The sequence below is a fragment of the Corallococcus sp. BB11-1 genome, assembly GCF_026626625.1.
GTDB lineage: Bacteria > Myxococcota > Myxococcia > Myxococcales > Myxococcaceae > Corallococcus > Corallococcus soli.
Map to the genome: position 1 here is coordinate 928,665 of NZ_JAPNJY010000001.1, position 22,259 is coordinate 950,923.

Genomic DNA, 22,259 nt, shown 5'->3' on the forward strand with positions numbered 1-22,259 from the left:
AAACCTCGCCCGAAACCCTGAAGTCCGCGATGCAGGAACTCTATCGGGCGCGAGCGGTGGAGGGGCCTCCGGGAGAGAACGGCCTGCGCACCGTGTGGCACCTGAGCCCCCAGGGCGCGGAGCTGCTGTCCCTCATCGACGAGGAGGGACGCGTCCGGCGCCAGGAGCTCACGCTGCTGGACGAGCACTGCATCTGGGCCAGCGGCCAGGGCGTGCGCACCGGCCGGGTGGAGCTGGGAGAGGCGCGGCGCCCGCCGGTGTCCACCGAAGTGCGCGCGGACCCGGAGCTCGTGCCCCACCGGCTGGTGCGCGCGGCGCAGGCGCTGGCCTCCTACGCGGGGCAGGACCGGTACATCCTCCACATGCAGCGCGTGCTGGCGCTGGCGCGCGAGGGCCTGGAGATGTCCAGCATCGTGGGCACGGAGTCCCTCGCGCGCGCGGGGGGCCCGGCCCTCTTCACGCCGGTGACGCCGCCGCCGGAGGAGGAGCCCGTCGCCCAGCCGCGCGTCGAACCGGCGCCAGAGGTGGTGCCGCGCCACGGCGAGGCGCTGCCCAACGAGGTGCTGCCGCCGGTGGTGCGCCGCTCGGAGGGGCTGGTGCTGGTGGCCGTCTTCGGCGTGGCGGTGGTGGTGGCCATCCTCATGCTGGTCGTGATGTCGCGGGGAGGCTGAGGCGCGAGGGCCCGCGCGTCTCCCGCAGGTGGGTCGCGTCCGCGTCCGTGGGCATGGGCCCCGGGGTGCGGCGGCCCGCGGTGACGCGCTCCGGACCCAGCGTGGTGTGCAGCGGGTGCGCGTCCAGCACCAGCAGGCCGCCCACCGCGACGGTGAGCACCAGGCCGCCGGCCCACTCCAGCGTGCGCGCGCGCCGGGCCTCCCGGGCGCGGTACGTCAGCCAGGTGAAGGCCAGCACCGACAGGCAGCCCAGGCAGCTCCAGCGCACCGTGCGCAGCCGCGCCGCCTGCGCCATGCCCTCCGCCATCAGGTCCGGCCGCAGCGACTCCGGCGCCCGCGACAGCCGCGACAGCAGCGTGAACAGGTGGTGCGCCTCCATCGCGGCCACCGCCGCCATGCCCGCGAGCGCCGCGGACACCAGGCTGGCCAGCAGCAGCGCGCGCCGCGACCCCTGGCCCAGGCTGGCGCGGCTGAAGCGCGCCACCGCCAGCGCCACCGCCAGCGAGCCCAGCAGCACCGCGGTCGCCCACGCGCCCAGCAGCCGGGGCGCCATCGCCTTGCCCATCCCCGCCGTCAACGCGATGCCCGCGTCCCCCTCGCCCACCAGGGGCAGCGCCGCGTGCATCCGCTCCAGCAGGACCTCCGTGCCCAGGAGCCCCAGCGTCCAGGGCACCGTCGCCATGCCCACCATCACCGCCAGCGGCACCGCCCGGCCCAGCAGCGTGGACCCCGCCGCCACGGTGAGCAGCGGCACCTCCACCAGCAGCGCCAGCCCCACCAGCACCGCGAAGGGCCCCGCGGAGGTCATCACGCTCACGAGGCCGGCGGGGCCTCCCAGGAACGCGGGCAGCGTGCAGCCAAGCACGCACACCGTGGCGGGAACGGCCAGCGCCACGAACAGGCCGGGCGCGAGGTGTGGTCTGACTGGAACGAGCATTTCCAGTAAGAGTAGGCCTTCGGGCTATTCCTGGTAATTCAGACGGGAGGACGACCCACGAGCCAGTACCCGACAGTGCAGAGGGCGCCGGCCACGGGGGCGAGGGCGATGCCCAGCAGGAGCGTCTGGGCGCAGTCAGCGGGCTCGCAGCCGATGCGGCCGTAGGCGAGCACGCCGCCCGCCAGCATGGGCAGGTGCATGCCCGCGATGAACAGGCCCAGTCCGCGCAGCACGAGTCCCCGGTACCAGGTGCGCGTCCACAGGCGGAAGACGGCGGGGACGAGCACGAGGGTGCCGGTGGCGGCGGCGGCCAGGGCGAAGTGCCGGGCGGCCACCGCGACGCAGGCGCCCGCGGCCAGGAGCAGGGCAGGGACCAGGAGGAGCGCGTCGGGTGACAGCGGCTCTCGTTCGCGAGGCGGCGTCGGAGGCATGGGACGGCGCCGCAGGCTGGCAGGGCATGCCCACCCGTGCAAGGCCGTGCGCCAGCCCGCGGCGGGGGCGGGGACAGGTGGGCACGTCCGCGAGCGTGCCGGGCCGGACGCCGGAGGGGAGGTGTCCTGGAGTCCAGGGTGCCCCGCCTGGGTGGGGGATTGGACAGTCGGCGGGGGAGGGGTGCCCGGCAGGGAGGGGCGCCGTTCAGGCGGCGACGGCGCCCTCGCCCAGCAGCCGGGCATAGCGGCCGTGCAGCGCGAGCAGCTCCGCGTGGGTGCCCGCCTCCACCACCCGGCCGCCCTCCACCACGGCGATGAGGTCCGCGTCGCGTACGGTGGCCAGCCGGTGGGCGATGACGAGCACCGTGCGGCCCTTCATCAGGGCCGCGAGCCCCGCGCCCACCGCCGCCTCGCTGGTGGCGTCCAGGGCGCTGGTGGGCTCGTCCAGCAGCAGCAGCGACGGGCGGCACAGGAAGGCGCGGGCCAGGGCCAGCCGCTGGCGCTGGCCTCCGGAGAGCCGGCCGCCGCGCTCGCCCACGGACTCATCCAGGCCGCCGGGCAGGGCCCGCACGAAGTCCTCCGCGTGCGCCAGCCGCAGCGCTTCCCACAGCGCGTCGTCCGTCGCGTCCGGCTGGCCCAGCCGCAGGTTGTGGCGCACGGTGCCGGAGAAGAGCACCGGCTCCTGGGGCACCCACGCCAGCTGTCCCCGCACGCTGGAGGCCTTGAGCGACGACAGGGGCACGCCGTCCCAGGTCACCTCGCCGCCGCTCGGGGGCAGGAAGCCCAGCAGCACGGAGAAGAGGGTCGTCTTGCCCGCGCCCGAGGCGCCCACCAGCGCCACGCGCGCGCCCGCGGGCACCGTCAGGTCCACGCCCTTCAGGGCCTCGCGGCCGTCCGCGTACGTGGCGCGCACGCCCTTCAATTCCAGGGCGCGGGAGAGCGGCCGGGCCTCGTCGCCCACGTCCGGCGGCACTGGCGCATCCGCGAGCGTGAACAGCCGCTCCGCCGCCGCCAGGCCCGTGAGCACCTGCGACAGCGTGCCGCTCAGCGACTTCACCGGCTGGTAGAGCAGGAGCGCCGCCGCCATGAAGGAGAGCAGCCGCCCGGCGAGCGAAGGATCCAGGGACACCTCCCGCGCGCCCCACGCCACCGCCGCCGCCACGCCCACGATGCCCAGCAGCTCCACCGTGGGGCTGAAGGCGCCGCGGATGAAGAGCGAGCGGCGCATCTCGCCCAGGTACGCGTCCGCCTCCTTGTCGAAGGACTCCAGCGCGCGGGGCACCGTGCCGTAGGCCTGCACCACGGGCAGGTTCTGGAGCTGCTCGGCCGTGATGGCGCTGAGCGCGCCCAGGCTCGCCTGCGAGCGCATCGCCACCTTCTTCAAGGAGCGCGCGAAGCGGCTGACCGGCAGGATGGTCACCGGCACGACGACGAAGACGAAGAGAAAGAGTTTCGCGTCGATGAGGAAGCACGTCGCCAGCAGTGCGAAGATCTGCAGCCCATCCCTGACGTACGATGACAGCGCCTGGGTGACGGAGAACTCCACCAGCGGCACATCCGAGGTGAAGCGCGCCACCAGCTCGCCCGAGTGACGCTGTTCGAAGAACGCGGGAGGCTGGGCGAGCAGGCGGCCGTAGAGGAAGCCCCTCAGGTCGGCCATCACCCGCTGGCCCAACCGCTGCATCAGGCCCCCCTGGAGGAACTGGGCGGTCGCCTTCACCAGGGCGACCGCGACGACGAGCAGGGGCAGCCGGGACAGCAGGGCCGCCGGCGACAACGTCATCCCCGCCACGGAGACGGGGGCCCCGGTCAGCACGGCGCGCAGCAGGGGCCCGACGATCCAGGCGTACGCGGCGGTGGCGGCGGCGGCCACGAGCGAAGCCAGCGTGCCCGCCAGCAGCAGTCGCCGGTAGGGGACCAGGTAGCCCAGGAGCCGGCGGTAGACGTGCGCGGAGGGACGGGGGGCCACGGGAGGGGGCGCACTGTGTCACCGAGTCGACGGTGACGTCCAAGCGAAAGGGAGGTGGGAAGGGGCCGTGCATGCCCGCCTGCTCCACGGCCCGCCAGGGGGCGCCTCTGCCCGGCTGCGTTGCCGCATCCCACACATGCGGACAGCTTGAGAGGCGCCATGGAAACCAATTCCGAGAAAGAAGTCCTGCTGAATCCCGGCTGCGAGTCGGTCGTGGACGATGAAGAGCGCCGCCGGCTGCTGTGGTTGATGGCGGAGTACTTCCGGACCATCGGTTACTCCGACATCAAGGCCCGGCTCCCGGGCTTCATGCCGCCTCCGGTGCTCTCCGGCACCATCGAGGATCACCGCCCGGACTTCACCTGCCGCCAGTCGGACTCGGCGCGCACGCCCATCATCCTGGAGATCGTCACTCCGGGCATGGTGGAGGATCCGACCGCGGAGAACCGCTGGAGCCTGCTGGCGAGCGCCGCCAAGCTCTACAACGCGGAGCTGCACTTCGTGGTCCCCAAGTGGTCCACCAACGGCCCGGTTGATCCCGCGCTCAAGCGCCGGCTCTCCCGCATGGAGCTGACGGTCAACCGCGTCTGGACCGTGTAGGGCCGCTTGTCGGAACAACGGCCTCCCAGGGAGGGGCCGGGGTGGGTTTCGGGCCTGGATTGCTGGCGTGTTTCGCTGCGTTATAGTGACTCGGATTTTCAACGCAGCGTAGAAACGCCAGCAATTTCCAGGGGTTCGATTCGATGGCAGCGGCCACGGGGCAGAAGCGCGACTACTACGAGGTCCTGGGCGTCCAGAAGACCGTCAATGCTCAGGACTTGAAGAGCGCGTTCCGAAAGGTCGCGTTGCAGTTCCACCCGGACCGGAACCCCGGGAACGCGGAAGCCGAGGACAAGTTCAAGGAGGCCTCGGAGGCCTATGAGGTCCTGAGCGATCCGGACCGCCGGTCGAAGTACGACCGCTTCGGCCACGCGAGCAACCCCTTCGGGGACGCGGGCGGCGGCTTCCAGGGCGTCAACATCAACGACATCTTCGGGGAGATCTTCGGAGACATCTTCGGGGGCGGCGGAGGCCGGGGCCGGCGTCAGACGAGCCGGGGCGCGGACCTGCGCTACAACCTGGAGATCTCCTTCGAGGAGGCGGCGTTCGGCTGCCGCCCGAAGGTGACCATCCCCCGTCCGAAGAAGTGCGACACCTGCACGGGCTCTGGCAGCAAGAGCGGCGCCGCGCCCCGGCAGTGCTCGGCGTGCGGTGGCAGCGGGGAGCTGCGCTACACGCAGGGCTTCTTCGCGGTGTCCCGGCCGTGCGGCGACTGCGGCGGCACGGGCGCGACCATCCCGGATCCGTGCTCGAAGTGCCGGGGCAGCGGGAAGATTCCGTCCGAGGAGGTCATCGAGGTCGCGATCCCCGGCGGGGTGGACAACGGCACGCGCGTGCGGCTGGGCGGCATGGGTGAACCGGGGGACCGGGGCGGCCCGCCCGGGGACCTGTACGTGACGGTCATCGTGCGCGAGCACCCGCTGTTCCAGCGCGAGGAGTACGAGGTCTTCTGCGAGGTGCCGGTGTCGTTCACGCAGGCGGCGCTGGGCGCGAAGATCGACGTGCCGACGCTGGACGGCAAGGTGAAGATGACCATTCCGCAGGGCACCCAGTCCGGCAAGGTGTTCCGCCTGCGCGGCAAGGGCATCCCGCACCTGCACAGCCAGCAGCGCGGGGATCAGCACGTGCGCGTCATCATCGAAACGCCCACGGAGCTGTCCTCCAAGCAGCGCGAGCTGCTGGAGCGCTTCGCGGAGGTGTCCGGCGAGGAGACCCATCCGCAGTCGAAGACCTTCTTCGACAAGGTGAAGGAGCTGTTCGGCTAGGTCGCTTGGCGGGCGTGCGCTCCGGACCGCGCGCGGGTGCGGTCCGGAGGCCACGGGTGGGGGTGGAAGCGCCGGGTTTCACTCGGGTTCCACCCCGGTGACGCGCGCGGGCACGCGCGGTGCACTGAAGCGGACGTTCCTGGGGAATCATCCCCCTGCTCAAGTGTCGACGGAGCCTCACCCGCGCTGCTATGCACCCCGCCATGGAAGTCCTCTCCGCATCGCGCCGCGCGCTCGTCGTCGCGCTGGCCCTGTTGTTGACCGCCTGTCCCAAGGCGCCCTCCCGGACGGATGGACGGGACACGCCCGACGGCGAACCCGCCGGCCGCCCCCGCGTGGAGGTGAAGCAGGACGCGACCGCCAACGCCGCGCTCGCCCAGGCCCGCGCGGAAGCGCAGGCCCAGCCGGACAAGAAGAAGGCCGCGGAGAGCTACCTGGCCGTGCGCAAGGCGTACCCCACCACCACCGCCGGGCAGGACGCGCTCTACAACGCGGGCGTCCTCTTCTTCGAAGCGAAGGACTACGCCAACGCGCGCAAGACCTTCAACGAGCTCATCTTCGAGAACCCCCTCTACGACCAGGCCGAGGACGCCAAGCACAAGCTGGCCCTCTCCGCGATGGAGGTGGGCGCCTACCGCGACGCGTACCAGACCCTCACCAGCCTGGCCGAGCGCGCGGAGGGCGAGAAGAAGGAGCAGCTGCTCCGGGAGGCCGCGCGCGCGGCGGAGGGTGCGGGCCTGTACTCGCAGGCGCTGATCACGGCGGTGAAGGAGGCCGGCGAGGCGCGGACGCCCGAGGACCAGGCCGCCGCGGTGACGAAGGTGGAGAAGCTGGTGGAGGGCCGCGCGGACTTCATCGACATCGCGCGCACGCAGGAGGGCCTGTCCTCCTCCAACCCCGCGTGGCCGGTGCTCCAGTTCAAGCTGGCGCGCATCTACTACCACCTGCGCGACTGGACCCGCCTGGAGGAGACGCTCCAGCGCTTCCTGCGCGAGGCCCCGAACAGCACCTTCGCGCCGCAGGCGAAGGAGCTGCTGGCGCGCGCCACCCGCCGCGTGGAGGTGCGTCCGCGCACCGTGGCGGTGCTGCTGCCCATGACGGGGCGCTACCAGCCCATCGGTGAGGCGGTGCTGCGCGGCGTGAAGCTGGCGCTGCAGGGCAGCGACATCGAGCTCGTGGTGAAGGACACGCAGGGCGACGTCAACAAGACGGGCCAGGCGATGGAGCAGCTCGCGTTCGACGACGGCGCCATCGCGGCGCTGGGGCCGCTGCTGGTGGACGACACCAAGCGCGCGGCGCTGCTCGCCGAGGAGCTCCAGGTGCCGCTGCTGACGCTGAGCCGTCAGGAGGGCATCACGGACATTGGCCCGTACGTCTTCCGCAACATGCTGACGAACTCCGCGCAGGCGCGCGCCATCGCGGACTACGCGATGAACGTGAAGGGCCTGAAGAAGTTCGCGGTGCTCTACCCGAACATCCCCTACGGCGTGGAGCTGGCGAACGAGTTCTGGGACGAGGTCGTGGCCCGCGGCGGCGCGGTGCGCGGCGCGGAGGCGTACACGCACGACCAGACCACGTTCACCAGCGAGGCCAAGCGCCTGGTGGGCCGCTACTACCTGGAGGACCGCGGCGACTGGGCGGAGGCCGTGCGCGACGTGCAGGGTGAGAAGATCACGGACGCGTACCGCCGCCGCAAGGCGATGGAGAAGGCGCGCAGCGGCGTGGAGCCCATCGTCGACTTCGAGGGCCTCTTCATCCCGGACGACTGGCGCCGCGTGAGCCTGGTGACCCCCGCGCTCGCGGTGGAGGACATCGTCACCAACGCGTGCGACCCGCGCGACCTGGAGCGCATCCGCAAGACGACGGGCAAGAAGGACCTCAAGACGGTCACCCTCTTCGGCACCAACCAGTGGAGCAGCCCCAAGGGCCGCTCGGGCCTGCCGGAGCTGCTGGAGCGCGGCGGCAAGTTCGTCACCTGCTCGGTGTACGTGGACGGCTTCTTCGTGGACTCGCAGCGCCCGGCCACGCAGAAGTTCGTGAAGTCCTACCGCGAGGCCTACCGCGAAGGCGGCCGCGACCCCGGCCTGCTGGAGGCCATCGGCTACGACTCGGCGCGCATGGTGCGGCAGGTGCTGGACAAGCAGCGCCCCAACTCGCGCGCGGCGATGCGTGAGGCCATGGCGGGCCTGAAGGACTTCGACGGCGCCACCGGCCGCACCTCGTTCAACGACAAGCGCGAAGCCGACAAGCAGCTGTTCCTGCTGTCGGTGGACAGCAAGGGCATCAAGGAGATCAACGTCGACGACAAGGCCGCCGTCCGCGGCTCGGGTTCATGAGCCCGCGCGCCGGGGGCCTGGTCCTCGCGGGAGTCCTGTGCCTCGTGGGCTGCGGGCACGCCCGCTCAGGGCTCGCGCCGGACACGTTGACGCGGCTGGAGTCGACGCCGGGCGGCTACCTCGCGGGGCCCGTGGAGGGCTTCGACGGCGGGCCCGCGGTGCTCAACCGCAAGGACTTCATCTGGGCGCTGGACTTCGCTCCCCGCGGCGGCCGCGTGGCGTACACGCGCCTGGGCCTCAAGGCGTACCACGTCTCCGTGTGGGGCCTGGACGCTGACGCGAAGCCCGGGAGCGCGGACGAGCGTCCGCGGGTGCTGCTGGCGGATCCAGAGGTCAACGCGCAGCAGTACGACCTGGAGGGCGTGGCCTTCTCGCCGGACGGCTCGCTCGTGGCCACGGTGAGCCGCAGCGGCGCGGTGCGGTTGTTCGACGCGGCGACGGGCGCTCCGAAGGGCGCGCTCGCCACCGAGGAGCCGCTGGTGTCGGTGGCCTTCCACCCGGATGGCCGGTGGCTGGTGGTGGGCAGCGCGCAGGGGCTGGTGACGGTGCTGTCGGCGCCGGGGCTGACGTTCGGCGCGGAGTCGCGGCTGCACACGGGGCCGGTGAGCGCGCTCACGTTCGCTCCGGACGGGACGCTGTACTCGGGCGGCTGGGACGGCCACGTGCGCGCGTCGGAGACGCCGGAGCAGTCGTTGCGTCCGGACGTGGCGCGCACGCATTTTGAACGGCGCAGCGGCTTCGCGGTGGTGCAGGGCAGCGTGGACGGCGGGCCTCCGGTGGTGCTGGCGCTGGACTCGCGCTCGCCGGCCGTGGTGCTCACCACGGCGGCGGCGACGGCGTCCGGCATCGACGTGGCGTTCCTGAAGGAGACCGTCAGCGTGCCGGGCGCGCTGGGCACCACCGTGGCGAGGCTCGCGCGGGGACGGACGCTGCGCTTCAAGGCGCTGGAGCTGACGGGGTTGGACGTCGCGGTGTGTGACGCGTGCGTGCCCCAGGGCAGCCAGGGCGTGCTGGGGGCGCCCTTCAGCGAGCGCGTGGACGTCGTCTTCGACGAGGCGACCGCGGAGGCGGTGCTCACGCTCAAGGGCGGCGCTCCGGAAGGGACGCCCACCCTGATGGCGCGGGGGCTGACGCCGAAGGCGGACTTCCCCTTCCCGGCGCACGTCAACGACGTCACCGTGGACGCGCGCGGCCAGCGGCTGGGCGTGGCCTTCAGCCAGGAGAAGGCGGAGCGCAACCGCACGGTGTACGAGCGCGAGCGCAAGGGCCTGGAGGATCCGCGCGGTCCGTGGAACGCGGGCGCGCTGGTGGACGCGGGCTCCGGCAAGGTGCTGCGCAAGTGGGAGGTGCACCACGGCGTGGTGTCCTCCGCGGCCATCTCCCCGGATGGGCGCTCGCTGGCGTCGGGCGGCTGGGACAAGCAGGTGCACCTCTTCAACGAAGGTGACGCCGCGCCAAGGGACACGCTGGAGTTCGGCTGGTCCGTGCGCCGCGTGCGCTTCGCCCCGGACGGGCGCCAACTGGGCGTGGCCGCGTGGACGCCGCAGAAGGCCACCGGCAACCAGGAGAGCGACCCGGCGGCGGTGCTGGTGCGCGTGCGGTACGCGTCCCCTGGCGTGGAGGCGCGCGTGACGGCCCCGGCCTCCTCGGCGGTGGAGGCGGCGCCGGCTCAGTAGTTGAGGAACACGGCGCTCTGGGGCACGCCGCGCTGGCGCAGCTGGGCCATCACGCCCTGCACCATGTCCGCCGGGCCGCACACGAAGGCGACGGCGTCCTCCAGGGGCTCCTCGCCCAGGTGGGCCTGCACGTAGCCGGTGAGGCCCTGCCAGCCGCTGGCCCCGGGCCGGCTCACGGTGCGCACCACGCGCACGTCGTCCGCCTGCCACCGCTCCAGCTCCCCCGCGTACGCGAAGCTGCCCGGCGTGCGCGCGCCGAAGTACAGCGTCACCCGGCCGTACGCGTGGCGCTCCTGGTGCACGCTGGCGATGACGGGGCGGATGGCGGAGATGCCGGAGCCGCTGGCGAACAGCAGCAGGTCGTGGCCGCGCGCTTTCACCAGGGGGAAGCCCGGGCCCTCCGGCCGCGACACCTCCACGGGCGTGCCCGGGGGCAGGTGCAGGAGCGCGGAGGGCAGGGCCCCCTCGTCCTTGAGCAGGAACTCCCACCGGGTGCCCTGGGGGGCGGGCGGCGAGGCGATGGCGAACATGCACGGCTGCTGCCCAGGGAGGCGCAGGCGCACGTACTGCCCAGGGTGCGCATGGGTGCCCACGAGGGCCGTGCCCTGGATGTCGAGCACCAGGTCGGTGAGGCCATCCGCCGCGGGGGCGCGGGCCTGGACGGTGGCGGTGTGCCAGTCGCTCATGGCGCCTTTCTAACCGGTGCTTCTGTCATGTGCCCGCCCTGGTAGAGTCAGCCCCGTGAAGACCGTGTTCTGGCTGTTCATGTTCCTGGTCGGCCTGGCCGGCGTGGTGATTCCGCTCACGTACCTGTACACGGCCAGCAAGCTGCCGCGTCTGGAGAGCGAGTTCGACGTCGAGAGCCAGCTGCGCCACCGCATCGAAGGGGACCGCATGAGCGTCCTGGTCGGCCGCATGGACCAGGGCGGCAAGGACCGCGAGCGGGTGACGTTCTCGCGGCCCGACTTCTCGCGGATGCCCAAGGACCTGGTGGCGCTCTACATCCGGCAGATGGACTGCCCCACCTACTTCCAGACGCCGCGCGAGGACGGGCGCGCGTGGGCGTGGCGCCTGTTCGCGGGCGTGACGCTGGGCACGTCGCCGCCGGGTGACGGCGCCTGCGAGCGCTGGCTGGCCATGCGCATCGCGCGCGAGGTGGGCATCGAAGGCACGCTGCCGCTGTCGGTGGCGGCGCACCGGCTGCACGCCTTCTTCCAGAAGGACCAGCTCATCGCCTACGAGCTGTCCATCCTGCGCTTCGAGCGGGGCGTCATCGGCGTGGAGGACGCGGCGCGCAAGCTCTTCGGCCGCGAACTGGGGGAGCTTCAGTTGTCGGAGCTCGCGGAGCTGCAGCTCGCGCTGCCGCCCTACGGCTACTACCAGGAGCTGAAGGGCTGCAAGAACTCGGGCCTCATCCGGCAGAACCGGGACATGCTGTTGCAGGACCTGGCGGGGTACTCGCTGGTGAGCGAGGAGCGCGCGCGCAACGCCATCGCCCAGCCGGTGGGGTGCCTGTCGGTGAAGTAGCGCCTGGGACGCCCGGAGTGCGGCCCTCAACGCCGCACCTCCGGTGGCACCTGGGAGAGCCAGCCCACCTCCAGTGCGCCCCACAGGCCCAGCAGGATGGCCTCCGCGGCATCGTGGCGCAGGGACGTGGGGCGGGGCGCGTGGGACCAGTCGATGACCCGCCGCGCGAGCCCATCCGCGGCCTCCTTCGCCTGGGGCCCGCTGCGCTGTTCGCGGGCGTAGAGCAGGCGGGAGCGCCAGTCCTCGGCGGCCACGCGCAGCACGGGCAGGGCGCGGCGGGAGGCCTCGCGCTCCCAGACGTCGGCGATGGGGCCGCCCCCCTCCAGCACGAGCCACGCGAGCGGTGACGCGTCGAGGAGCACGGCGGGCACCGCGCGCTTGAGCCGCGCGTGCGTGCCGAAGTTCTGCGAGCGATACCAGCGCAGCCGCCCATCCGCGCCGAAGCGCGCGAGGCCGCAGCGAAGCCCCAGGTCCACCGCGAGCAGCGCAGGGCCGGGGGCGGCGGTCACGGGGGAGGGGCAGGGTGGACGCGACGACTACTTGAGGTTGGCGCGCTTCCAGCCATTGAGCGCTTCGATGATCTCCGCGCGCTCCTGGACGCTCTTCGCGTCCTGGTTGTCCTTGATCAAGCTGTCCATGTAGTTGAGCGCGGCCTTCTGCTTCCCGGGGTTGCTGGTGAAGCGAGGGCTCTTCGCGACGAGGTCAGACACCACGAGGATCCGGCCATGGACCGCGTCCTCGCTCAAGGACTCGGAGCGCTTGGGGGGCGCTGACGCCGTGCCGTCATCTCGGGCGGTCCTCGTCGTCGTGGCCTTGATGGGGGCGCTCGGCTTCCGCGGCGCGGCCTCCACCACGGGCGGCGGCGCGGGCGTCTCCGGCACGGGCGCCGCGACGACCTCCGGTGGAGGTGGAGGAAGGAGGGCCACGGCCTTGGGCGCGGGCGGCGGAGAGGCGACGACGACAGCGGCGGCGGGGCGCGCTTCGCCAGGCGCGCGCGTGGCGATGACCACGCCCACGGCGGTGAGGAGCACGGCCGCGCCAATGGCGATGGGCACGAAGCGCCGGGGTGAGTGGGCCCCTTCATCCTGGGGCACGACCCATTCGGTCGGGACCGGCGCGGGCACCTGGGTGGTGGGGCGGCGCGCCTCCGCGTCACTGGCGGCGGCGCTGGGCCGGGGCGGGGACTCCTCGGTGGGCGCGGGCGCGGTGGGGTTGGTGCGGGTGGCCCGGAGGGTGCGGCGCAGGCGGGTCAGGTGCTGGCGCAGGACGTCCGCGGAGTTGGGGCGCGTCTCCGGGTCCTTCGTGAGCATCTGGAGGATGAAGGCGTCCACGGCGGGAGGCAGGTCGGAGACGAACTCCGACGGCCGGGGCGGGCGCGCCTCCACGTGCTTCATGAGGAGGTCCACGGGCGAGCTGCCGATGAAGGGCAGCCGGCCGGTGATCATCTCGAAGGTGACGACGCCCATGGCGTACAGGTCCGTCATGGGGCCCACGGACTGGCCGCGGGCCTGCTCCGGCGCCATGTACTCCGGGGTGCCGACGACCATGTCGGTGCGCGTCTGCGCGGTGCGGCCGGTGGGGCCTTCGCCGCGCTTGGCGAGCCCGAAGTCCAGCAGCTTCACGTAGCGCGAGCCGTCCGGCTGGCGCACCAGGAAGATGTTGCTGGGCTTCAGGTCGCGGTGCACCACGCCCGCGCCGTGCGCGGCGCCCAGGGCGGCGAGCACCTCTTCGAGCAGCGCCAGCGCCTCCGTGACGGGCAGCCGGCCCTTCTCCGCGAGGATGGCGTCGAGCGGCTGACCGTCCAGGTACTCCATGACGATGTACTGGCGACCGTCGGGGAGCTGGCCGAAGCCGAAGATGTCGATGATGCCGCGGTGGCGGATGGCGTTGACGGCGCGGGCCTCCGCGAGGAGGCGGGCCACCTGTTCGGAGGAGTGCGCCAGCTCCGGGCGCAGCACCTTCACGGCGACGCGCTTGCCGATGAGGGGCTGGATGCCGTCGTAGACGAGCCCCATGCCGCCCACGCCGATGCGCGAGCGCAGCTCGTACTCGCCCAGCTTCAGGCCGATGAGGGGGTCGGTGATGGCGGTGGCTTCGGTTCCCTGGTGCTCCACGATGACCTTCGGTTCCGGCGGAGTCGGTTGGAACGACGACAGCACGACGGTGCCATCACGAGGGCACACCGCCGTGTCGGACGGAACGGTGAGGCCACAGGTTTCGCAGATCAGCTCGGAAGACATCTCCACCACGGGGGAGCGTAACAGGTGAAATCCCGGGAAGCGAAGTAGGGGACCGGGAGCACGGAGGGCGAGCGGACAAGCACTCGCCCTGGGGTCGCGCTTTCACGCCCGCTGCTGTTGGGCAGCGGGCGGTGAAGGGGCGTCAGAGCACTCCACCATCAGGACCGAGACAATCGAAATACGACGCCTGAACTCCGGGTGCACCAGGGTTCCCGACACTGAACCCACCCGCGCCACCGTCGTTCGTTTCGATGAAACTACCCGTCTCGAAGAAGACCCCGGCGTCTTGCGCACACCACACACCGATGGAGGGTCCTCCTGCTCCACCGCCTCCCGCGCCACCCGGTCCCCCTCTTCCGCCCGGTCCCCCTTTGCCGCCTGGACCGCTATAGGTGCTGTAGAACACACCGGCTGGTTGACCGGTAACGTCGACCTTGGTTCCAAGGCCGCCCTCGCCTCCAGTGCCGCCTTTGCCACCGTCCCCGCCGCGCCCTCCTTCACCGCCATTGCCACCGCCATGGGCAATCAGGCGGGAATTGCTCCCCGCCACGACGTTGGCTTCGATGATCAACAGCGCGATGGATGCCCCTCCGGCCCCTCCGCCCCTTCCTTGTGTGCCTCCACAGCCGCCACCGCCACCGCCACCGCCACCGCCACCGCCTGCGGATTCAGCGGGATCAATCTCGACGTCTGAGCAGCCACCTCCACCTCCACCGCCACCCCCGCCTGCTCCGATACGCCCCTGGGTTCCTGCGGCACCATTTTGCGCTGCCGTAGTTTCCCAGATTCCCTTCTCCGGATTCACCATCCCCACCCCGGTTCCCGCATCTCCCAGGGTTCCAGGATCACCCGGCGCGCCTTCAGTACCGTCCGAACCTTTTTCCCCCTGGCACGCATAGATGTTGGTGCCGGAGTCGGGGGGCGAGCGAACTCCTGATGCTCCTCCCGCGCCGAAAGGCGTCCCGGGGATTCCGGCAAGACCGTCGGAACCCTTGCTTGCACTGCCGCTGCCCCCTCCGGCCCCCCCCGCGCCTCCAGCTCCCGTGTTGCCGGTTGCGCAGCTGCTCACTCCGCCGTCGCCTCTCCGGCCAGGCACTGAGTCTTTCCCAGCGACGCCATTCAATCCAAAGGCGCCCTCGTTGCCGATGCTCCCAGCAGTTCCGCCCTCCCCCTCGCCGCCTTGTCCGGCCTCCACAACCACCTTGCTGAGGTGCACGGAAGAACTGCGCATGATGCGCAGCGCGATAGATGCCCCGCCGTCATTTCCTCCGGACGCGGAGGTGATGTTCAGGGTGTTCAGCAGCACGCCCGAATCCATGACGTTCTGCACCGTGAACGCGAGCGTGCCACCGTCAATGACGGTGACTCCTTCACCAGGAACACGGGTCCAATAGCCCTTCCCCTCTGGTCCGGTCCACGTGTAGCCGCCGTGGATGGACACCGGCACAGTGACGATGGTCTCCGGCTCGTTGTACGTCCCGACCGCCAGGTACACGTTCGTGCGTGTCGGATCCCCACCCGCCTGGATCAGCGCCAATGCCTTCGCCAGCGTCTGCACCGGCTCGAACTGGGAGCCGCTGTTAGTCTCGAGCCCGTTCACCGGATCCACGAAGTAACCCGCGGACGCCATGCCATCGACGAGGTCGCAGTTCAGGTCCTCGCCCAGGGGGTCCGGCTCATCAATGACGTCCGGCTTGAACGTGCAGGTGGGAATCACGGGGCCCGCATCGCCACCAGCGTCCGTCGAGCCCCCATCCGGTTCGCAGCGGCCTTCGGCCACGCACCGCTCGTAGGCCGCGTCGAAGTCCTGGCATCCGCCCACGCTGAGCACCGCACCGAACACCGCGCCCAGCGCTCCGACCTTCCAGATGTTCCGCATGGTTCTCCCCGAACTCACTGCCACGTCCCGGCGACGCTGAGTCCACCGCCCTGGGGCGTGAGCGTCACGGACGGCTGAACGGAAGACTGCTTCGTCGGCAGGAAGTACATCAGCGCGCCCGTCACCACCGCCGCCGCGCCCACGCCAATGCCCACCACGCCAATCGTCTGCGAACGCTTGCCGGAGTCCCGCGCCGCATCCGCTTCGGCCAGCGTCGAGAACTCGTTCTTGTCCAGGTCATCGAACTTGCTGCGCGACTGCACCAGGAACACCGTGCCCACGCCCGCGGCCACCACGCCGCCCGCCGCCGGCACCCACGCCCACTTGCGCCGTCCCGGCGTCTCCGGCTCCACCCGGGGCGTGTCGGTCAAATCCACCCGCGTCGGCGGCTCGACACCCGGCGAAACGCCCGGCGTCACCGTCGGCTTGTCGGACGGCGTCACCGTGGGCGTCTGCACCACCACCTGCGGCGGCGGCGCCACCGGCTCCGGACGCAGCACCCGCAGCGTGCGCGGCACCACCACGTCCAGCGCCTGGGTCAGCGCGTCCAGCACCTGGTCCTCGCTCACGCCCGGCACCGAGTGCTCGACGAGCGGCGCCCCGTCCTGCGCCGTGTACACGCGCACTCCGGCCTTGTAGGCCTTGAGGTAGGGCACCACCTCCGTCACCATCACCACGTCCGTCTTCGCCGCGAGGCCCAGCGACGCGATGCACGAGGGCTGGGTGCGGTTGCAGCGCATCATCGCCGCGCGCTTCTTCTTCGGCAGGGTGCGGGTGACGTCCGCCACGCGGATCACCTCCAGGCCCCGGCCCTTGAGCTGCTCGGCGACGTGCTCCTGCGCGAAGCCGATGAGGTAGCGGGGCGTGCCACGCGCCACGTCCGTCGGCGCCAGCAGCACGGTGAGGGGCTTCGCGGAGGACGAGGGCGCGGGCGCCTGGGCGACCACCAGGGTGAGCGCGGCGATGAAGGGGATCAACACAGGGCCACTTTCTCCCCGAGCCGACCGCGTCGCAAGGTCCGGATTCGTGGAAGCCGCATGGTGGGACAGGGCCCCACCCACCCGGGGGCGACCCCGATGTCCAGCGTCGGGCGCCTCGCGCGGATGTGTCACGTCGTCACGCCCCCGCGAGCCGCGCGGGGACCTGGGGCGCAGGGTGCGCTGTCCCTACCGGCGCGGACGCTCGGGCGCCGGACGGATCTGCGTCTTCTCCGACGTGTTCAGCTCCGTCCTGGGGCCCAGGTCATCCTCGTCGTCGTCGTCCTCCGGAGGTGGCGGCGGACCCGGCGGACGTCGCGGGGGCGCCGCGGCCGCGCGCACGTTGTTGGCGGAGGCGGGGACGGACCTCGGGGGGGACGGCGGCGGACGCCGGGGCGGCGGGGTCTGCCGGGGAGGAATCTCCTCCGCGAGCAGGTCGTCGGCCACCTGCACCAGCGGTTCGGAGGCCAAAGCGTGGTCCGACTCCGAGAACGGGTTGCGCGTGGGCGGTGGCGTCTTGTCGTCGTCCGCGCCGGGCGGCGGCCGGGGCGGCAGGGAGGGCCGCAGCGCCGGGGCGGGGGACTTCGCGGGCGGCGGGAGGGCCGCCTTGGCGGGCACCTGCACCTGCACGGGCGCGCCCGCGGGCTTGGCGGCATGCCCGCCGGAGACGGGGCCATCCGGGGCCGCGTTCTTGAGCAGCTGTTCGAAGCGGTTCCACTCTTCCTTGAAGTGGGCGGGGTCCGGCAGACCCTGCTCGCGGTGCTTCAGCGAGGGGGCCCACCGCAGGGTGTACGACTCGCCGACCTGGAAGCTGGGCGGGGGCGGCACGCCGTAGGTGGCCGGGTCGAAGAAGGCGTCGTCCAGGTCGTCGAACCCGTACGCGCGCGCCTTCTGGATGAAGTTGGGGATGATGCCGGTGGGCGCGTGGTAGCCCAGGATGTTGCCGTGCTCGTCCTTGGAGACGGGCGTGAAGACGAAGATGTCCTGCGTGCGGTACTCGCCCTTCTCCGTGAGGGGGAGCACCTCCGACAGGGCGATGGTCTTCCGGCTGCCGTCGTGGAGTCGCTCGCAGCAGATGACGAAGTTGATGGCGCTGACCACCTGGGCGCGCACGGCGACCATCGGCATCTCGACCGACGACATGAGGCAAAGAGACTCGATGCGGCGCAGCGTGTCCGTGGGCGTGTTCGCGTGCGTGGTGGCCAGCGAGCCGCCGTGGCCGGTGTTCATGGCCTGCATGAGGTGGAAGGCCTCGCCGCCTCGCACCTCACCGACCACGATGCGGTCCGGGCGCAGACGCAGCGCGGAGTGCAGCAGGTCACCCATGTCCACGCCGCCCTTGCCGAACTTGTCGGGGGGGCGGGATTCGAAGGCCACGATGTGGGACTGGTTGAGCTGGAGCTCGGCGGAGTCCTCGATGGTGAGGATGCGCTCCTCGTCCGGGATGAGGGACGAGACGATGTTGAGCAGCGTCGTCTTGCCGGAGCCGGTGCCGCCCGCGACCAGCATGTTGAGCTTGGTGGCGATGCCCGCCTCGATGAGGCGCGCCATGGGCTTGGTGAGCGACTTGAACTTCAAGAGCGAGTCGATGCTCAGCTTGTCCTTGAAGAACTTGCGGATGGAGATGGTGGTGCCGTTGCGCGCGATGGGCGGAATCACGACGTGGATGCGGCTGCCGTCGGGCAGGCGCGCGTCCAGGCGGGGGCGCTCGTCGGTGAGCGGGCGGCCCACGAACTGGGCCATGTTGCGCGCGGCACCAATCAGGCCTTCCTCGGAGAAGGAGGCATCCGTCTTGGTCAGGCGGCCCTTGCGTTCGATCCACACGTCGGTGGGGCCGTTGATCATGATTTCCGACACCGACTCGTCGTCCAGGTAGGGCAGGACGGGCTTGAGGAAGGCGCGGAGCGACTCGGTGTACATCGTCATGGCGGGAGCAAGGCTAGCGCGCCCTGGCGCCGACCCCAAGCACCCGACCTGACTGCCTGCTCGCTTTCCCTGCCAGCGCCCCCATATCCTGGTGGCTCCCGGCGTGCGCCCACCGCCCCTGCATCGAGGACGCGTTGGACTTCACGATCCAGAAACTCCAGGGGCCTTGTATGCGGGGGACGGGACCATGAGGCGCCTGCTGCTTCTGGGGACGGTGCTGTTCATCGGGTGCATGCGGCGCCAGGGAACTTCGCCCGAGCCCTCCTGGGTCGAGGACCCGTCCATCGTCTTCCCGGACTTCTTCGCGCAGCCATCACTGTCCACCGATGCTCCGGGGCAGGTGTACGTGCTGGACGGAGCCGTGCTTCGCGCCGTGGGCGTCGCGGCGGATGCGTTCCTTCCCCGGGAGCAGGAGGGACGCTCGTGTTGGAACCGGCGCGAGTCCTACCGCTTCCGCGTCTTGCGCGAAGGAGACATCGCCTTCGTCCGCGTGGACGCGGATCCCCGCGCCTGTTCGCCGGGCGTGCTCCTGCTGGATGGCGGTGCCACCTACGCGGTCCGCATCTCCGAGGGACGCATCCTGCGCAGCCTCCATGATGGCGAACCCGACAGCCTCTCCGCTCCCGTCGGCCCTGATGCGGGCACTCCCGTGGCGCCGTCGGACAGGTCCATCCCCGTGGGGGATACCTCCTGGGGCGAATCGCATCCCGCGTTTCCAGCCCAGTGGCTGGACGCGGGGACGCGCACGCCTCCCGCACCCTCGCCCTGAGGCGCCGCGATGTTCGCCGCGCGGCATGCCATTGCAATCATGACGCCCCGGACCCTATCGCACGGGTAGGGTGGGGTCTTTCGGAGGGTCACAACGATGCTGGCGGATGGGTTGCCCGAAGACTGGAAGAAGGTGCTGCATGACGCCATCCACGCGCCGTCGTTCAAGGAGCTGGATCGCTTCGTCCGGGAGCAACGCAGGGAGCACGCCGTGTTCCCGTCGGAGGCGGACATGTTCTCCGCCTTCCGCCTCACGCCCTATGACGACGTGCGCGTGCTGCTGCTGGGCCAGGACCCCTACCACGGCCCGAAGCAGGCCCACGGCCTGGCCTTCTCCGTCCAGCCCGGCGTGCCTCCTCCGCCCTCGCTCGTGAACATGTTCAAGGAACTCCAGAGCGACGTGGGCGCACCGAAGCCTCGCGACGGGTCGCTCATCCCGTGGGCGAAGCAGGGCGTGCTCTTGCTCAACACCGTGCTCACCGTCCGCCAGGGCGAACCCAACAGCCACGCGAAACACGGTTGGGAACAGTTCACCGACGCCGTCATCCGCGCCGTGAGCGAGAAGCCCGACCCCGTCGTGTTCCTCCTCTGGGGCAAGCCCGCGCAGAAGAAGAAGTCGCTCATCGATGCGAAGCGCCACGTCGTCATGGAGGGCACGCACCCGTCCCCCCTGTCCGCCAGCAAGGGGTTCTTCGGAAGCAAGCCCTTCAGCGAGACCAACGCCGCGCTCGAGGCCCGGGGGCAGAAGCCCATCGACTGGCGACTGCCTGGGTAGGCCTGGAATGTCGGAGGGCTGGCTATAGTGCCGGCCCATCATGGCCACGACGTTCCTTGAAGATGCCGCCCGGACCCAGGCCGCCGAAGCCGTGGCGGCCATTGAAACGCAGACGTCCGCAGAGGTCGTGGTGGCCGTGCGCGCCTCCTCCGGCCACTACGCCCACACCGATGCCCGGGTGGGCGCGGGCCTCGCGTTCGCCGTGCTCATGGTGCTCCTGTTCATCCCGCAGGAGATCCACCTGGCCGTCTTCCCCCTCGCGGTGCTGCTGTCCTTCTTCGCGGGGGTGGTGGCCAGCTGGGGACTTCCTCCACTGCGCCGCGCGCTCACCTCGCGCAAGCTCCAGGAAGACGCCGTGCGCACCGCCGCCCGGGCCGCCTTCACCGAACTGGGCGTGTCGCGCACGTCGCGGCGCACCGGCATCCTCGTGTTCGTCTCCCTCCTGGAGCGCCGCGTGGAGGTCGTCGCCGACCACGGCGTGGACACCGCCGCGCTGGGCACGGAGTGGCAGGAAGCCCTCGCCGCGCTGTCCGCCGCGCTGGTCGCGTCCCCCGCGCCCGAGCCCTTCTTCCAGGCCCTGCGCCGCATCCAGCCGCCGCTGGCGCGCGTGCTGCCGCGCATGGAAGACGACGTCAACGAACTGCCGGACCTGCCCGGAGCGGCGGCGTGAGGGGCTCGCGCGCGTTCCTCCTCGCCGTCGCGTTGTTCCTGGGGATGGGCCTCCCCCTCCTGCCTGAAGTGGAAGCGCGCCCGGGTGGCGGCGGCTCCTACCGGGGCTCCAGCCGCAGCTCGTCCAGCAGCCGGAGTTCGTCCAGCAGTCGGAGTTCGTCGAGCAGCCGCAGCTCCAGCAGCCGTACCTCCTACAGCTCCGGCAGCCGCGGCGTGTCCAGCTCCTATGGCGGGAGTTCGGGCTCCTCGTCCGGCAGCGGTGGCCTTGGGGCCTGCTGCGTCCTGCTCCTCATCGGGGGACTGGCGGTCGTCGCCGTGGCCCTGTCGCGCAGCTCGAACCAGCAGGAGGCCCGGAGCTGGAGCACCGCCGCGCCCCACGGGCCTCCGCCGCCCCGGCGCCAGACGTCGCTGCGCGGAAAGCTCGCGGGCCTGGGCCGCTTGCGCGCGCGCGGCGCGGACGGCCAGGTGCGTCCGCTGGATCCGGACTTCTCCATCGTCCTTTTCGAGGACTTCGTCTATTCGCTCTTCGCGAAGGTGCACGAGGCGCGCGGTGGCGACCGCCTGGACAGCTTCGGTGCGTGGCTGTCCGACGACGCCATCCGTTCGCTCCAGGCGCTGGGGCGCCCCACCGCGGTGAAGGCCGTGGTGGTGGGCGGCATGACGTACCACGAGGTGTCCGGCGTGGCGTCGAACAGCCCGCGCGTCTCCGTGACCGTGCACTTCGAGGCCAACTACACGGAGGTCTCCGGCACGGACCAGAGCTGGTACGTGGCGGAGGCGTGGACGCTGGAGCGGGACACGGCCGTGCGCTCGCGTCCCCCGGATGCCGCGCGCATCTCCAAGTGCCCGAACTGCGGCGCGCCGCTGGACGCGGTGCAGGGACACCACTGCTCGTACTGCGACACGGTGGTGAACACCGGCGGGTTCGACTGGGTGGTGACCTCCGCGGCGTCGCTGGAGCGCGAGCAGCGCGGCCCCCAGCTCACCGGCACCACCGAGGAGCAGGGCACGGAGCTGCCCACGCTGCGCGACCCCAAGGCGCATGAGACGCTGGCCACGCTCACGCAGGAGGATCCGAACGTCACCGCGATAGGCCTGCGCCGCCGGCTGGAGTTCATCTTCCACGAGATGCAGACGGCGTGGTCCAGGCGCGAGTGGCAGGGCATGCGGCCCTTCCTCAGCGACAACCTCTTCCAGACGCAGCTGTATTGGATCAACGCCTACCGCCAGGCGGGCCTGCGCAACATCACGCAGGACGCGCGCATCACGAAGCTGTCGCTCGCGCGGGTGACGCGGGATGCGTACTACGACGCCGTCACCCTGCGCGTGCACGCCGTCAGCCTGGACTTCACGGTGCGCGACCAGGACGAGAAGGTCGTCGGGGGCAGCCGCTCCAGGACGCGGGCCTACAGCGAATACTGGACGCTGATCCGCGGACGCGGCGTGAAGGGCCTCGCGGACACGAAGAAGCAGTGCCCGTCGTGCGGCGCCCCGCTGTCCATCAACATGGCGGGCCACTGCACGCACTGCCAGGCGCGGGTGACCTCCGGCGAGTTCGACTGGGTGCTCAGCCGCATCGAACAGGACGAGGCCTACCAGGGGTGATGCGGCTA

At 71.4% G+C, this 22,259-nt stretch carries 19 protein-coding genes; 10 read left to right on the forward strand and 9 right to left on the reverse strand.

Annotated features, from left to right (window positions below; all coding sequences use genetic code 11):
* Positions 1 to 29: 29 nt before the first annotated feature.
* Positions 30 to 671: a hypothetical protein gene (locus OV207_RS03950; RefSeq protein ID WP_267552703.1), complete on the forward strand. Its 642-nt coding sequence runs from the start codon at positions 30 to 32 to the stop codon at positions 669 to 671.
* Here the strand turns inward: OV207_RS03950 and OV207_RS03955 are convergent.
* The 3 genes from OV207_RS03955 to OV207_RS03965 all read right to left on the reverse strand — a co-directional run bounded on the left by OV207_RS03955 (position 640) and on the right by OV207_RS03965 (position 4,008).
* The gene (locus tag OV207_RS03955) at positions 640 to 1,608 is read right to left on the reverse strand and encodes a hypothetical protein (protein WP_267552705.1); all 969 of its coding nucleotides are present in this window, start codon (positions 1,606 to 1,608) and stop codon (positions 640 to 642) included. The two genes, OV207_RS03950 and OV207_RS03955, sit on opposite strands and share 32 nt — an antisense overlap.
* A 38-nt stretch (positions 1,609 to 1,646) precedes the next feature.
* The gene (locus OV207_RS03960; protein WP_193346462.1) at positions 1,647 to 2,039 is read right to left on the reverse strand and encodes a hypothetical protein; all 393 of its coding nucleotides are present in this window, start codon (positions 2,037 to 2,039) and stop codon (positions 1,647 to 1,649) included.
* A gap of 205 nt (positions 2,040 to 2,244) precedes the next feature.
* Complete coding sequence (locus tag OV207_RS03965; RefSeq protein WP_267552708.1) at positions 2,245 to 4,008, reverse strand: ABC transporter ATP-binding protein; 1,764 nt, start codon at positions 4,006 to 4,008, stop codon at positions 2,245 to 2,247.
* 159 nt (positions 4,009 to 4,167) lie between these two features.
* Between OV207_RS03965 and OV207_RS03970 the strand changes: the two genes are divergently transcribed.
* From OV207_RS03970 to OV207_RS03985, 4 genes are all read left to right on the forward strand, one after another.
* A complete protein-coding gene (locus OV207_RS03970) occupies positions 4,168 to 4,608 on the forward strand; it encodes a hypothetical protein (protein ID WP_193346464.1) in 441 nt (146 codons plus the stop codon).
* A gap of 143 nt (positions 4,609 to 4,751) precedes the next feature.
* Positions 4,752 to 5,873: a molecular chaperone DnaJ gene (gene dnaJ, locus OV207_RS03975; protein ID WP_267552710.1), complete on the forward strand. Its 1,122-nt coding sequence runs from the start codon at positions 4,752 to 4,754 to the stop codon at positions 5,871 to 5,873.
* A 203-nt stretch (positions 5,874 to 6,076) separates the two neighbouring features.
* Positions 6,077 to 8,209: a penicillin-binding protein activator gene (locus OV207_RS03980; RefSeq protein ID WP_267552712.1), complete on the forward strand. Its 2,133-nt coding sequence runs from the start codon at positions 6,077 to 6,079 to the stop codon at positions 8,207 to 8,209.
* Positions 8,206 to 9,885, forward strand: coding sequence for an aspartyl protease family protein (locus OV207_RS03985; protein WP_267552713.1), 1,680 nt, complete (start codon positions 8,206 to 8,208; stop codon positions 9,883 to 9,885). The genes OV207_RS03980 and OV207_RS03985 overlap by 4 nt, the downstream gene beginning before the upstream one ends.
* Here OV207_RS03985 and OV207_RS03990 read toward each other — a convergent pair.
* Complete coding sequence (locus OV207_RS03990; protein WP_193346468.1) at positions 9,879 to 10,571, reverse strand: NAD-binding oxidoreductase; 693 nt, start codon at positions 10,569 to 10,571, stop codon at positions 9,879 to 9,881. The two genes, OV207_RS03985 and OV207_RS03990, sit on opposite strands and share 7 nt — an antisense overlap.
* 55 nt (positions 10,572 to 10,626) lie before the next feature.
* On the opposite strand from OV207_RS03990, the gene OV207_RS03995 reads away from it, so the two are divergent.
* On the forward strand, positions 10,627 to 11,412 hold the full coding sequence (locus tag OV207_RS03995) for a transglycosylase domain-containing protein (protein WP_193346469.1): 786 nt from the start codon (positions 10,627 to 10,629) through the stop codon (positions 11,410 to 11,412).
* A gap of 26 nt (positions 11,413 to 11,438) precedes the next feature.
* Here OV207_RS03995 and OV207_RS04000 read toward each other — a convergent pair whose 3' ends face one another.
* From OV207_RS04000 to OV207_RS04020, 5 genes are all read right to left on the reverse strand, one after another.
* Complete coding sequence (locus OV207_RS04000; protein ID WP_267552716.1) at positions 11,439 to 11,921, reverse strand: hypothetical protein; 483 nt, start codon at positions 11,919 to 11,921, stop codon at positions 11,439 to 11,441.
* Positions 11,922 to 11,948: 27 nt separating this feature from the next.
* Entirely contained in the window at positions 11,949 to 13,652 is a 1,704-nt protein-coding gene (locus OV207_RS04005) for a serine/threonine-protein kinase (protein ID WP_267552718.1), read from the reverse strand.
* Between the two features lie 142 nt (positions 13,653 to 13,794).
* A complete protein-coding gene (locus tag OV207_RS04010) occupies positions 13,795 to 15,531 on the reverse strand; it encodes a hypothetical protein (protein ID WP_267552720.1) in 1,737 nt (578 codons plus the stop codon).
* A 14-nt stretch (positions 15,532 to 15,545) separates the two neighbouring features.
* Positions 15,546 to 16,511: a hypothetical protein gene (locus OV207_RS04015; protein ID WP_267552721.1), complete on the reverse strand. Its 966-nt coding sequence runs from the start codon at positions 16,509 to 16,511 to the stop codon at positions 15,546 to 15,548.
* Positions 16,512 to 16,697: 186 nt separating this feature from the next.
* Complete coding sequence (locus OV207_RS04020; protein ID WP_267552723.1) at positions 16,698 to 18,434, reverse strand: CpaF family protein; 1,737 nt, start codon at positions 18,432 to 18,434, stop codon at positions 16,698 to 16,700.
* A 187-nt stretch (positions 18,435 to 18,621) separates the two neighbouring features.
* Here OV207_RS04020 and OV207_RS04025 point away from each other — a divergent pair, with 187 nt between their 5' ends.
* From OV207_RS04025 to OV207_RS04040, 4 genes are all read left to right on the forward strand, one after another.
* Entirely contained in the window at positions 18,622 to 19,203 is a 582-nt protein-coding gene (locus OV207_RS04025; protein ID WP_267552725.1) for a hypothetical protein, read from the forward strand.
* A 96-nt stretch (positions 19,204 to 19,299) separates the two neighbouring features.
* Positions 19,300 to 19,977: a uracil-DNA glycosylase gene (locus OV207_RS04030; protein ID WP_267552727.1), complete on the forward strand. Its 678-nt coding sequence runs from the start codon at positions 19,300 to 19,302 to the stop codon at positions 19,975 to 19,977.
* A gap of 40 nt (positions 19,978 to 20,017) precedes the next feature.
* Positions 20,018 to 20,647, forward strand: coding sequence for a hypothetical protein (locus OV207_RS04035; protein ID WP_267552729.1), 630 nt, complete (start codon positions 20,018 to 20,020; stop codon positions 20,645 to 20,647).
* Complete coding sequence (locus tag OV207_RS04040; RefSeq protein WP_267552731.1) at positions 20,644 to 22,251, forward strand: TIM44-like domain-containing protein; 1,608 nt, start codon at positions 20,644 to 20,646, stop codon at positions 22,249 to 22,251. Before OV207_RS04035 ends, OV207_RS04040 begins: the two co-directional genes overlap by 4 nt.
* The last annotated feature ends 8 nt before the right edge of the window (positions 22,252 to 22,259 follow it).